The sequence below is a fragment of the Streptomyces roseus genome, from assembly GCF_001044425.1.
Lineage (GTDB): Bacteria > Actinomycetota > Actinomycetes > Streptomycetales > Streptomycetaceae > Streptomyces > Streptomyces roseus.
Map to the genome: position 1 here is coordinate 36826 of NZ_LFML01000015.1, position 12470 is coordinate 49295.

Below are 12470 nucleotides of genomic sequence, written 5' to 3' on the forward strand. Positions count from 1 at the left end.
GAGTACGGGTGGTGCGGGGGAGGTTGAGCTCGTTACGTCCTGTTTCAGGTGGGGTTCAAATCGGGATCATCGAGTAGCAAGGTTCTATTAGCTGGATTTTATGGCGAATTGGTGGGAACCCGTCTGCCTCACGGATCGTCATGGAAGGGAGAGCGCACACGTACGCGGACGGGGAGGGGAATGATCATGGGCTTGATGGCGCGCGCGAACGGGCAGGGTATGCGGGGCACGGCAGCCGTCGTGGCGGCGGCCGCCGCGGTGGCCGGGACGGTCTGGGGAGTGGCGACCTTCGTGGGACCGGGCCAGGGCGCCGGACACCAACCGGCGCAGGAGAACGTGTCCCGCCGGAGCGACCCGCCCGCCCCGCCCGGCACCCCCGGCACACCCGACGACGGCGCGAAGGGCGGCGGCGCCCAGGGCGCAGGCGGTGCTCCGCGGTCCGGCATACCCGAGGGCATAGCCCACGCCTCCGAGAGCGGAGGCAACGCCGTCAACATCACCATCGATGACGGCCCGGACCCCCAGTGGACCCCCAAGGTCCTCGCCGTGCTGGAGAAGTACGACGTCAAGGCCACCTTCTGCATGATCGGGCCGCAGGCCAAGGCCCACCCCGACCTGGTCAAGCGCGTCGTCGCCGCGGGGCACCGGCTCTGCGACCACACCATGGACCACGACACGGGCATGGGCAGGAAGCCCGTCGCCTACCAGGAGCGGCAGATCCTGGACGCGAAGAAGATGATCGAGGACGCGGCCGGCGCGGGCGCCGAGGTCGAGTACTACCGCGCCCCCGGCGGCGCGTTCACCCCCGACAGCCGCCGCATCGCCGCCGCGAACGGCATGCGCCCGCTCGGCTGGAACGTCGACACCAAGGACTTCGGGAAGCCCGGCGTCGCCGCCATCGTCAAGGCGGTCAAGAGCGAGATCGGCAACGGCCCGACCGTCCTCTTCCACGACGGCGGCGGCAACCGCGCCCAGACCGTCGAGGCCCTCGACCAGGTGCTGGCCTGGCTGCAGGACCGGGGCCGCCCCACCGGATTCCCCGTCCGCACCGCCCCGGAAGGCTCCTGACACGCCGTCCGGCGGCGAACGGGTGAAGGTCGCCGCCCCACCGCCGCCCGCGGTGTTCCCTGGTCGCGCACACAGCCGCCCGTACGACGGCCGTGCGACGCGGGCCGCACCGCGCGACCCGTACGACCGCCCGTACGACCGCCCGTACGACCGCCCAGGACCCAGGAGGCCCCCGTGATCGCGCCGAACCAGCTGACCGACCCCACCGTCCGCGCCTTCGTCACCGCCGTCAACGCCGGCGACCGGAGCGCCTTCTCCGCCCTCCTCGCCCCGGACGCCACGATGTCCGACGACGGCTCGGACCGCGAGGTCGCCCAGTGGGCCGAGAAGGAGATCTGGTCCGCGAACGGGCACATGGACGTCGTCAGCGAGTCCGACGGCGGCCTCGCCCTCGTCGTCGACTACCGCAACGACACCTGGGGCGAGATGCGCACCGCCTGGCGGTTCGTCACCGACAGCGGCCGCGTCAGCCGTTTCGAGACCGGCCAGGCCTGAGCAGCCGGACCTGAGGGGCCAGGCCTGAGCAGCCAGGCCCGAGCGGCCGCCATCCGCACGCCCCATCCCGTACGGGTGAAAGCGCGCCCGGGCTCGTTCCAGCCCCCGCCGGGCCCCGTTGGACCGGTCATGAAGCGCACCCGTACCGCCGCCATCGCCCTCGCCGCCGCGGCGGCGGCCCTCGCCCCCGCCCTCGGCCAGGCCGCCGCCACCGCCGCGGACGGCTCGTACCTCCAGGACCCGGCCGGCGGCGAGAAGACGATGAAGTCGCAGTGGACCAAGGACGAGATGCACAAGGTGGAGGGGCAGTTCCGCTTCTACCCCGGCGTGCAGTACAAGATGGTGACCCGCCCCGGCCCCTCGGGCGCCCCCGACTACGAGCGGAAGGTCGCCGACCCCAAGACCCTCGCCTGGCAGCCCTCGTTCGACTTCGGCTGGGCGGTGTCGGACTCGACGCTGGTGAAGAAGGCCGTGACCACGAAGGACGGCAAGCACCCGATCGTCGTGCACGCCGTGCTGCGCCGCGTCTCGGACCACGCCAAGGCGGTCGAGGTGCACCAGGAGCTGGCGAACCGGCCGGCGACGGGGCGCGCCAAGGTCCCGGGCGGAAAGAGGATCGCCTGCGACACCGGTGAGTACGCGGTGGAGTGGTCGCTCACGCGCTCGGGCTACGGCACGCTCACGGGAACGCTGCGCTGGGACTCCAGCTGTGAGCAGTACCGGACGGCGTTCTCGACGGAGAACGGCAAGGTCTGACCCGGAGACGGGAAGCGGGCAAGGGCGGAGCAGGGGGGAAGGGCCGAGCAAGGGGGAAGGAGAGGGCCGGCCGCCCCGCGCACCTTGTGGGTGGTCGGCGGCGACTGGTCCGCGGCCTTGGATCAAGAGCCGTTGCGGCCATTCTGTCGCATGGGATGGGGTGCGGCAGGGTCGAAAGTCCTGTGTCGGACGGGATGTTCGGCGTTCTTCACGGTCAGTGCTTCTTCTTGCCGGCCTCGTTCGCCGTGGCGGCGATCTCCTCCAGCACGGTCTTCGGATCGCCGTTCGGTTCCACGGCCCGCCCGATGCTGCGCTTGATCGTGTCGCTGACCGTCACCCACGAGGGGTCGTTCACCGGGTACAACTGCGCGCCGCGCAGGGCGGTCAGGAAGAACTGGTCGTTGCTGTCCAGGCCGGCGCCCGACGGGTTGCGGGAGGCCGAGACGGTCGACGGCAGCAGGTGGTACCGGCCCGCGAAGTCCGACAGCTTCTTGTCCTCGTAGATGAAGTCCAGGAACTTGCCGATCTCCGCGCGCTTGCCGTTCTGCTTGAACGCCATCATCCAGTCGGCGACGCCCACGGCCGGCGGACTCTCCCCGGAGCCGAGGTTGTCCGCGACCGGCATGGCGGCGGTGCGCACGTCGATGCCCTTGGCCCGCGCCTCGTGGAGGAGCTGCGGGTAGCCGTTCAGCATGCCGACCTCGCCGCGCGTGAACGCGGCGAAGGCGTCGGCGCGGTTGAGCTGGGACGGCGGAACGGGCCCGGTCAGGCCTGGGCCGACCAGGTTGTCCTTGAGCCAGCGGAAGGTCTGGATGTTCTGGTCCGAGGCCAGGTTGTAGTTGCCGCTGCTGTCGGAGTAGCCGCCGCCGTTGCTGAGCTCCCAGATCATCGCCTCGGCGTGCGCCTCCTCCGGACCCAGGGGGAGCGCGTACGGGTACTTGACGCCCTTGTCCTTGAGTGCCTTGGCGGCGGACTTCAGGTCGGACCAGGTCTTGGGCTCGCTGACGCCGGCCTGCTTGAAGAGGCCCTGGTTGTAGAAGAGGAGCCGGCTGCTCGCCACCCAGGGCAGGCCGTAGAGGGTGTTGCCGACCGACCCGGCCTCGGCCAGCGGCTGGAGGAAGTTGGCCTCCGCGGTGACCGTGAGGAGTTCGTCCGCGGAATAGAGCTTGTCCTGCGCCGCGAAGTCCGAGTAGGAGCCCATGAGGGCCATGTCCGGCGCATTGCCGGCCTTGACCATGCGGGAGACCTCGCGGTCGATGTCCGCCCAGGGCAGGAGTTGGACCTGCACCTTGATGCCGGGGTTGGCGCTGGTGAAATCCGCCGTCACCTTGTCCCAGAAGGCTTTGGAACTGGTGGCCTGGCTGTCCCCGTATTCCGCGGCGACCAGACGGAGCGTACCGCTGTCACCTGCGCTGTTGCCCGTATCGCCGCATCCCGACAGCGGGAGCAGCAGACCGAGCGCGACCGCGGCCGCACGCGGGCCGAAGATTCTTCGTTGCACGGGTGTATTCCCCTGAATTTCTTTTGAGTCCCGTTACTACTTATGAGTTGCTCCGGGCTGGGGTGTCCGTCCGTGGCCCGTTGGCCGGAATTCTCTCCTGTGCGGGTGCGGTTGATTCCATGGGGGCGGAACTTGTGGTCAATGCTCCAAGTGCGGCTTTTCCGGCTGGTGTTTTTCGATATGTGATCAACGAATCGGACGCGCGTAGACATGCCGAATCGCCCGATTCCGGCCCCTTGGGGCGCCGGAGCGGGTGAGAGGTCCGGATCAGGTCAGAGGGTCGGCCGGAGCCGGCGCGGGCCCGTCGGCCGCAGCCCGCTGGCCGCTCCCGTGTCCTCAGTCGGCGAAGTCGCCCGCGTACGGGTCGGGCTCGCCCGTCTCCGGGTTGCGGCCCTCCTGCCAGCGCCGCTGGGCCTTGCGCCAGTGCACGAAGCTGAGGTGCCCGCCGTCCCAGAAGGTGATGCTGACCGGGCTCACGTCGAACTCGTCGGAGCAGAGCCGGTACAGGAACTCCGCCATGCCGTACGGGTACACGGCGAAGGCGTCGGCGGTGTGCCGGCCGACCACCAGCACGGGCCAGCGGTCCGGATCGGGGTCGGTCGTGAGCCAGCAGAGGATGTCGGAGCCGCCCGTGACACCCCACGCGATGATCGCCTCGGGGTCGACGCCGAAGGCGGCCCGGCCGCCCTCCGCCTCCCACAGCTGGCGGGCGTTGGCGGTCTCCTCGGCCATCTCGGCCGGGTCCCACTGGAGGCCGGGCTTGGGGAGCGGGAGGAGGATGCTGGCCTCGCCGTTGATGGAGCCGGCGCCGAAGCGGCCCATGAAGGCGACGAAATCGGCCGGGAACCGGGTGCGCCAGGTGGCCTCGACCGCCGGCCAGTCGATGTCCTCGTCGGCGCCGTGCGTCGCCGGCATGATCTGCTCCAGCGCCTTGATCCGCGCGTTCTCCGTCATGCCGCTCCCCTGAGACCCCAGCTCAACCGCCCCAACCTACCGCCGTCCCCGCGCGGAGCCTAGGCGGTGCCCCCCGGACCATGGCGGGCCGGGCCACCGCTCGCCCCCCGGCGGCGGCCGGGGGGGGCGGGTCAGTGCGTCGGTCCGGCCGTCCGGTCCTCGACGGACAGCAGGGCCCCGACCCGCAGCCCCCAGGCCGCCATCGCGCCCGCCTCGGCCTCCAGGACGTGCCGGGAGCGGAGCCGGGGCAGGCCGAGGCGGTTCGGCGCCATGGTGGTCAGGGCGATGACGCGCAGGCGGCGGTCGAGGTACGCCACGTCGATCGCGAACCGCATCCGGAACGTGTGCACGCTCCCGGCCGGGGTCAGGAGCAGGGCCGCGCCGGGGATGCCGTCGCGGCCGAGGAGCCCGCGGGTGCGGGCGCGGTAGGAGTCCGCGATCTCCAGGGGAACCGCAGGCAGGTCCGGCCCGAGCCGGAGGAGGCCTTCTCTGGTGGTCATGGCGGCAGGGTAGGGGCGGTTGGGCCCCCGGGCCCATGCGGGCGGCGGAGTCCGCCCCTACCGTCGGCGGATGGGCCTCATCGTGATCACCGCCGCGGCGGTCGCCTACGGCGTGGCCGCGGGGCTGCTGCTGCCGCGGGCGGCGTACCGGCTGTCGGTCGCACCGGACGCCCCGTGGCGCGACCGCTGCCCCGAGGGCCACCCCATCCCCGGCTGGCTGGGCCTATCCCGCTGCCAGGCCGGGGGGCCCGGCTCCGCCGCCCACCGCTACGGTGCGGGCCCCGCGTGGACCGCCGCCCTCGCCGGAGCGCTGTGCGGGGTCCTGGGGGGAGTGCTCGGGGGGCGGCCCGAAGCGGTCGTGTTCGTCGCCGCGGCTCCGGTACTGCTCCTGCTGGGCCTCGTGGACCTGGCCGTACAGCGGCTGCCCGACGTGCTGACCCTGCCGCTCGCCGCGGCCCTCGCCCTCGGGCTCGGGGGAGCGGCGCAGCTGCCGGGCGCCGCGGGGTCCTGGACCGATGCGCTGGCCGGCGGGGGCGTGCTCGCCGGGGCGTACCTCGTGCTCTTCCTCATCAACCCCGCCGGGATGGGCTTCGGCGACGTCAAGCTCGCGCTCGCCCTCGGGGTCACTCTTGGGTGGTACGGCTGGGGGGTATGGGCCGCCGGAGCCTTCCTCGGGTTCCTCTACGGCGCCCTGTACGGGCTCGGCCTTGTGCTGCGGGGCTCCGCAGGCCGCCGTACGACGTTCCCGTTCGGCCCCTTCATGGCCGCCGGAGCACTCACCGGAGTGCTGCTGGGCGGTTTCGGAGCGTAATCATCTTGCGCCGATGCACGCATCAGGCTTTACGAAGGGTTATGGTGGAACCCCCCCCTCGGGCCGGTCCGTATCCCCCCCACGGACCGGCCCGTTTTCTGTCTCCACCACCCCACACCTCAAAGCGCAGGTCAGCCGCGCTGCGCCCAGATGTTCGTGCCGGGGGTGGACACCGCGAAGGAGTCGATCTCCTTCAACTCCTCCTCGGAGAGCGGCGCACCGCCGAGCGCGGCCACGTTCTGCTCCAGCTGGGAGACGCTCGAAGCGCCGATCAGCGCCGAGGTCATCCGCTCGTCCCGGAGCACCCACTTCAGCGCCAGCTGCGCCAGCGACTGCCCGCGGCGCGCGGCGATCTCGTTCAGACCGCTCAGGCGGCGGACCACGTCCGGCGACAGCAGGTCGGGGTTGAGCGACTTGCCCGCGGCCGCGCGGGAGTCCTCCGGGATGCCCTTCAGGTACTTGCCGGTCAGAAGGCCCTGCGCGAGCGGCGCGAAGGAGATGCAGCCCATGCCGGCCTCCTCCAGGGTGTCCAGCAGCCCGTCCTCCTCCGTCCAGCGGTTGATCATGGAGTAGGAGGGCTGGTGGATGAGCGGGCGGATGCCCATCTCGCGCAGGATCCGCGCGGCCTCGGCCGTCTGGGCGGCCGTGTAGGAGGACACGCCCACGTACAGCGCCTTGCCCTGCCGGACCGCGGACGCGAGCGCGCCCATGGTCTCCTCCAGCGGGGTCTCCGGGTCGAAGCGGTGCGAGTAGAAGATGTCGACGTAGTCCACGCCCATCCGCTTCAGCGAGGCGTCGAGCGAGCTGAGCAGGTACTTGCGGCTGCCCCATTCGCCGTAGGGGCCCTCGTGCATGAAGTAGCCGGCCTTGGTGGAGAGGACCAGCTGGTCGCGGTAGGGAGCGAAGTCCTGCGCGAAGATCTTCCCGAAGTTGAGCTCGGCCGAGCCGGGGGGCGGGCCGTAGTTGTTCGCCAGGTCGAAGTGGGTGACGCCGAGGTCGAAGGCCCGGCGGAGGATCGCCCGCTGGGACTCCAGGGACTTGTCGTCGCCGAAGTTGTGCCAGAGGCCGAGGGAGATGGCGGGGAGCTTGAGGCCGCTGCGGCCGGTGCGCCGGTACTCCATGGAGTCGTAGCGCGAGGGCTCTGCCCGATAGGGATTGTTATCAGTCACGTTGTCCTCCCTATCACGGACTTGTGACAGACCGAGTTGGGTACCCGATCCCGCCGCGCAGTAATGTGGCGGACTCGGGGGTGGGACCGCAATTCGCACGGGGGCATTGCACGGAGGGGCTGGAAGATCGTGAAGCTGCGCGACCTGGTGTACAGGCTCTACGCACGCCGGGTGGAAGGCCGCCTCGACCATGACGCGTCGCCCAAGCACATCGGCGTGATCCTGGACGGGAACAGGCGCTGGGCGAGGGCGTCCGGAGGCACGACGGAACAGGGCCACCAGGCGGGGGCCGACAAGATCTCCGAGATGCTGGGCTGGTGCACCGAGACGGACGTCGAGGTCGTCACCCTGTGGATGCTCTCCACGGACAACCTGGACCGGCCGGAGGTCGAGCTCCGCCCGCTGCTCAACATCATCGAGAACACCGTCCGGGGCCTGGCCGCGGACGGCCGCTGGCGCGTCCACCACGTGGGCAACCTCGACATCCTCCCCGCGCAGACCCAGTCCGTGCTCAAGGAGGCCGAGCAGGCCACCCACGACGTGGACGGGATACTGGTCAACGTCGCCGTCGGCTACGGCGGCCGCCAGGAGATCGCCGACGCGGTCCGCTCGCTGCTGCTGGAGCACGCGGAGAAGGGCACCTCCTTCGAGGAACTCGCCGAGATCCTCGACATCGACCACATCGCCGAGCACCTCTACACGCGCGGCCAGCCCGACCCGGACCTCGTGATCCGCACCAGCGGCGAGCAGCGGCTGTCCGGATTCATGCTGTGGCAGAGCGCGCATTCGGAGTACTACTTCTGCGAGGTCTTCTGGCCGGCCTTCCGCAAGGTCGACTTCCTGCGGGCCCTGCGCGACTACGCCGCCCGCCACCGGCGCTACGGAGCCTGACGGCCGGGCGGGCTGACGCCCCCTCGGCCCCGCCCGCCACCTCCACCCCTCCCGCAGGGCCTTCACCTGGGATTCACCGAGCGTCCGTCATATGCCATGGCATGGCCGGGCCTGATCGGGGAATATCCCTTTCAGGTCGACGCCCGATCCACGGGTGTCGAGTCTCAGCGGGCGACATGGGGTCGTCCGCCCGGGAGGCCCTTTGCACCAGGACGCACGTGCGGTTCGCACGGACGGAGTGGGAGGGCCGGAAATCGGCCCCGCAGGGGTGCCGATGACCGGTCCGGTCTTCATGGCCCGACCTCTTCCGAGGGGGTACGTCCTTCCGTGGTGACCAGCACAAAGCGCCGCCTGCCCGACAGGCGGACCTACGTCCTCGACACCAGCGTCCTGCTGGCAGACCCCAACGCGATCACGCGCTTCGACGAGCACGAGGTCGTGCTCCCGATCGTGGTGATCACCGAGCTGGAGGCAAAGAGGCACCATCCCGAACTCGGCTACTTCGCGCGTCAGGCCCTGCGCCTGCTCGACGACTTCCGGGTTCGCTACGGTCGCCTCGACGCCCCCATCCCGTTGGGCGATATCGGCGGCACCCTCCGTGTCGAGCTCAACCACTCCGACCCCGGCGTCCTGCCCGCCGGCTTCCGGTTGGGGGACAACGACTCGCGGATCCTCGCGGTCGCCCGCAATCTCCAGGCCGAGGGCTACGACGTCACGGTCGTCTCGAAGGATCTCCCGCTGCGCATCAAGGCCTCCTCCGTGGGGCTGCTCGCCGAGGAGTACCGGGCGGAGCTCGCGATCACCGATGCCGGCTGGACCGGCATGAGCGAGCTGGCGCTGTCCGGAGAGCAGATCGACCTGCTCTACTCGGAGGAGCGGCTGTACGTACCGGAGGCCGCCGAACTGCCCGTGCACACCGGACTGGTCCTCCAGTCCGAGCGGGGCAAGGCCCTGGGCCGGGTCACGCCGGACGGCAACGTCAGGCTCGTACGGGGCGACCGCGAGGCCTTCGGACTGCACGGCCGCAGCGCCGAGCAGCGCATCGCCCTGGACCTCCTGCTCGACCCGGAGATCGGCATCATCTCCATGGGCGGCCGGGCCGGCACCGGAAAGTCGGCGCTGGCACTGTGCGCGGGCCTGGAGGCGGTGCTGGAGCGCAGGCAGCACCAGAAGGTGATGGTCTTCCGGCCGCTGTACGCGGTGGGCGGCCAGGACCTCGGCTACCTGCCCGGCGACGCCAACGAGAAGATGAGCCCCTGGGCGCAGGCGGTCTTCGACACCCTCTCGGCGGTGGCCGGGCGCGAGGTCATCGAGGAGGTGCTGAACCGCGGGATGCTGGAGGTCCTGCCGCTCACGCACATCCGCGGGCGCTCGCTGCACGACGCCTTCGTGATCGTGGACGAGGCGCAGTCGCTGGAGCGCAATGTCCTTCTGACCGTTCTGTCCCGGATCGGTGCGAATTCGCGGGTCGTTCTGACCCACGATGTCGCCCAGCGGGACAACCTGCGGGTCGGCCGGTACGACGGAGTGGTCGCCGTCGTTGAGAAGCTGAAGGGGCATCCGCTCTTCGCGCACGTCACGCTCAACCGCTCCGAGCGCTCCCCGATCGCCGCGCTGGTGACCGAGATGCTGGAGTCGCTGTAGGCCGCGACGGGGCAAAAACCCCATAGCGGGTAAGTGAGTTGGCGCCGCCCGGCAAAGGCACGAGAGCCTAGCCGGGCGGCGTCGTGCTGCACAGCCCTTTGAGGAAACCAACGGCAACATGCCTGGTGTGACCTTTCACACGCAACGGAGAATTGCCTTGCGGTGTCGGGGTCCGGCAGAGTCTGTTTTCCGTCAGGCCCCGCATACGGCACACCTGTATCTCCCGTTACTACGACGGGTGGTACGCGCAGCACCACAACTCCAGAGCCGTTCGCCGTATGCCGCCCGAGTCATCACGCGGCAGCCCCCGCAAGGGAGTTGCCCACGGGCCCGCGCCTCCAGTGATCACAGCTCCACGGAGGCCAGTGTCGAGGGGCACTATTGCGCCCGCCCGGTCACTGCGGACGCTGCTGGAAGGACACCGTGTGAGCCGGATCTCGGTCCGGGGATTCGCAGTGGCTTCGGCCACCGCAGTCACCACCGTTGGCGCAGTCGTGGGCGTTGCCGCTGGCGACCCCGCCTCGAACGATCTCGAGACCACCGCGTCCGGGGCGACCCTCCTCGCCGACATTCCGGTCGGCGAGCAGGCGCAGGTCCAGAGCGCGTCCCTGACGCAGCAGGCCGACGCCATCGCCCAGGGCGCAGACACCGACGCCAAGCGTGTCGCCGAGGAAGCCGCCCGCATCCAGGCCGCCGAGGACGCCAAGTCCAAGAAGGCCGAGGCGCAGAAGGCCGCCGACGAGAAGGCGAAGAAGGACCGCGAGGAGAAGGAGCAGATCGCCTCCCGCTCCGCGGCGCGCAGCGCCGGCGACTTCGCCGTCCAGAGCTCCTACACGGTCGCCCAGGTCAAGGAGATCGCCCGGCAGATCGTTCCGGCCGGTCAGTTCCAGTGCTTCTCGAACATCATCAACGAGGAGTCCACCTGGAACTACAAGGCCGTGAACTCGTCCTCGGGCGCGTACGGTCTGGTCCAGGCACTCCCGGGCTCGAAGATGTCCTCGGTCGCCGACGACTGGCGCACCAACCCGGCCACCCAGATCCAGTGGGGCCTCAACTACATGAACGAGCGGTACCACAGCCCTTGCGCCGCCTGGAGCTTCCACCAGTCCAACGGCTGGTACTAGAGGACGCCCCCGCTCGACCTCGAAGAGCCCCGCACCGTCCTACGGTGCGGGGCTCCTCGCGTGTACGGTCTTTCGAGGCGGGTACACGGGCGGGGGAAGGGAAACACATGGTGAAGAGGGCAGGCTGGCTCGGCCGGCTCGGCAACAGGCTCAACCGCGTGGAGGCGAGACTCCAGGCGCGGCGGGCCGAGGTCGAGGCGGAGAGCATGGGCGCGGTACCGGTTCCGCCCGGAGTTCCCGGCGTGGCCCGGTCGGGCGGGGGCACGAGCGCGGTGGCGCCGGCGGACCCGGCGTCCGGGACGTCCGCCGAGCACCCCGGCCACCCCGGCCACGCGCCGCACCCGCCGGCCCTGCGCGGGCGCCCCGACCCGGTGAGCGTGGTCCCGTGGGGCATGCGGGTCGCCGCCGAGGTCAGCTGGCGGCTCCTGCTGCTCGCGGGGATGCTCTGGGTCGTCATGAAGGTGATCAGCGAAGTCCGCCTGGTCGTCCTGGCCTTCGCCGCCGCCCTGCTCGTCACGGCACTGCTCCAGCCCTTCGTGGTCCGGCTGCGCCGCCTCGGCCTGCCGCGGGGGCTCGCCACGGCCGTCACCGCGATCCTCGGATTCGTGGTCATCGGGCTGGTCGGCTGGTTCGTGGTCTGGCAGGTCATGGAGAACCTCGACGACCTCTCCAACCGCGTCCGCGAGGGCATCAACGAGCTCAAGACCTGGGCGCTGGACAGTCCGTTCCACGTGACCGAGAAGCAGATCAACGACATCGCGAAGAACCTCAGCGAGACGATCGGCACCAACACCGAGCAGATCACCTCCGCCGGCCTCCAGGGCGTGACGGTGCTCGTCGAGGTGCTCACCGGCATCCTGCTCGCGATGTTCTCGACGCTCTTCCTGCTCTACGACGGCAAGCGCATCTGGACCTGGGTGCTCGGCCTGGTTCCCGCCACCGCCCGCCCCGGCGTCGCGGGCGCCGGCCCGCGCGCCTGGCGCACGCTGACGGCGTACGTGCGCGGCACGGTGCTGGTGGCGCTGATCGACGCCATCTTCATCGGCCTCGGCCTCTACTTCCTCAAGGTGCCGATGGCGGTCCCGCTGGCCGTCTTCATCTTCCTGTTCGCGTTCATCCCGCTCGTCGGCGCGGTGGTCTCCGGCGCCCTCGCGGTCGTCGTCGCCCTCGTCACCCAGGGGCCGTGGACCGCGCTGATGACGCTGGCCGTCGTACTGGCCGTGCAGCAGATCGAGGGGCACGTGCTCCAGCCCTTCATCCTGGGCCGGGCGGTACGCGTGCACCCGCTCGCGGTGGTGCTGTCCGTGGCCGCGGGCGGCATGGTCGCGGGCATCGGCGGAGCGGTGGTCGCGGTCCCGCTGGTCGCCGTCACCAACACGGTGGTGGTCTACCTGAGGGCCTACTCCCGGGACCAGCTCCTGCACGGCGCCGCCGCAGTCGGCCCGGGTCCGCACGGCTCGACGGCGCTCGAACAGGCCGCCGTGGAGGCCGGGCGTGATCAGCAGGCCTGAGCCCGACGGGGACCGGGCGGCCGCGGCCGCCTCCTGTGGCGCAGCG

Annotated in this window: 12 protein-coding genes; 8 read left to right on the forward strand and 4 right to left on the reverse strand. The window is 70.7% G+C overall.

Annotation, left to right across the window (positions count from 1 at the left end):
- Nucleotides 1-195 precede the first annotated feature (195 nt).
- The 3 genes from ACS04_RS03880 (at nucleotide 196) to ACS04_RS03890 (ending at nucleotide 2319) form a co-directional block, all read left to right on the forward strand.
- The gene (locus ACS04_RS03880; RefSeq protein ID WP_048475104.1) at nucleotides 196-1068 is read left to right on the forward strand and encodes a polysaccharide deacetylase family protein; all 873 of its coding nucleotides are present in this window, start codon (nucleotides 196-198) and stop codon (nucleotides 1066-1068) included.
- A 174-nt stretch (nucleotides 1069-1242) separates the two neighbouring features.
- On the forward strand, nucleotides 1243-1563 hold the full coding sequence (locus ACS04_RS03885; RefSeq protein WP_048475053.1) for a hypothetical protein: 321 nt from the start codon (nucleotides 1243-1245) through the stop codon (nucleotides 1561-1563).
- Between the two features lie 129 nt (nucleotides 1564-1692).
- Nucleotides 1693-2319 carry a hypothetical protein gene (locus tag ACS04_RS03890; protein ID WP_048475054.1) on the forward strand — a complete coding sequence of 209 codons (627 nt, stop codon included), beginning with the start codon at nucleotides 1693-1695 and terminating at the stop codon, nucleotides 2317-2319.
- Nucleotides 2320-2533: 214 nt separating this feature from the next.
- Here the strand turns inward: ACS04_RS03890 and ACS04_RS03895 are convergent, their stop codons facing one another.
- The 3 genes from ACS04_RS03895 to ACS04_RS03905 all read right to left on the reverse strand — a co-directional run bounded on the left by ACS04_RS03895 (nucleotide 2534) and on the right by ACS04_RS03905 (nucleotide 5274).
- On the reverse strand, nucleotides 2534-3820 hold the full coding sequence (locus ACS04_RS03895; protein WP_048475055.1) for an extracellular solute-binding protein: 1287 nt from the start codon (nucleotides 3818-3820) through the stop codon (nucleotides 2534-2536).
- Nucleotides 3821-4156: 336 nt separating this feature from the next.
- Nucleotides 4157-4774, reverse strand: a complete 618-nt coding sequence (locus ACS04_RS03900; protein ID WP_053080688.1) for an SMI1/KNR4 family protein — start codon at nucleotides 4772-4774, stop codon at nucleotides 4157-4159.
- Nucleotides 4775-4905: 131 nt separating this feature from the next.
- Entirely contained in the window at nucleotides 4906-5274 is a 369-nt protein-coding gene (locus ACS04_RS03905; protein WP_048475056.1) for a DUF192 domain-containing protein, read from the reverse strand.
- A 70-nt stretch (nucleotides 5275-5344) separates the two neighbouring features.
- On the opposite strand from ACS04_RS03905, the gene ACS04_RS03910 reads away from it, so the two are divergent.
- Nucleotides 5345-6085, forward strand: a complete 741-nt coding sequence (locus tag ACS04_RS03910) for a prepilin peptidase (RefSeq protein ID WP_048475057.1) — start codon at nucleotides 5345-5347, stop codon at nucleotides 6083-6085.
- A 131-nt stretch (nucleotides 6086-6216) separates the two neighbouring features.
- Here ACS04_RS03910 and mgrA read toward each other — a convergent pair whose 3' ends face one another.
- Nucleotides 6217-7254, reverse strand: coding sequence for an L-glyceraldehyde 3-phosphate reductase (mgrA, locus tag ACS04_RS03915; RefSeq protein ID WP_048475058.1), 1038 nt, complete (start codon nucleotides 7252-7254; stop codon nucleotides 6217-6219).
- Between the two features lie 129 nt (nucleotides 7255-7383).
- Between mgrA and ACS04_RS03920 the strand changes: the two genes are divergently transcribed.
- From ACS04_RS03920 to ACS04_RS03935, 4 genes are all read left to right on the forward strand, one after another.
- Complete coding sequence (locus ACS04_RS03920) at nucleotides 7384-8145, forward strand: isoprenyl transferase (protein ID WP_048475059.1); 762 nt, start codon at nucleotides 7384-7386, stop codon at nucleotides 8143-8145.
- A 327-nt stretch (nucleotides 8146-8472) separates the two neighbouring features.
- Nucleotides 8473-9789 carry an RNA 5'-3' helicase PhoH2 gene (gene phoH2, locus ACS04_RS03925; RefSeq protein ID WP_048475060.1) on the forward strand — a complete coding sequence of 439 codons (1317 nt, stop codon included), beginning with the start codon at nucleotides 8473-8475 and terminating at the stop codon, nucleotides 9787-9789.
- Nucleotides 9790-10214: 425 nt separating this feature from the next.
- Nucleotides 10215-10913 carry an aggregation-promoting factor C-terminal-like domain-containing protein gene (locus ACS04_RS03930; RefSeq protein ID WP_048475061.1) on the forward strand — a complete coding sequence of 233 codons (699 nt, stop codon included), beginning with the start codon at nucleotides 10215-10217 and terminating at the stop codon, nucleotides 10911-10913.
- A 107-nt stretch (nucleotides 10914-11020) separates the two neighbouring features.
- Nucleotides 11021-12424 (forward strand): AI-2E family transporter, encoded by a 1404-nt coding sequence (locus tag ACS04_RS03935; protein ID WP_048475062.1) that lies wholly within the window; start codon nucleotides 11021-11023, stop codon nucleotides 12422-12424.
- The last annotated feature ends 46 nt before the right edge of the window (nucleotides 12425-12470 follow it).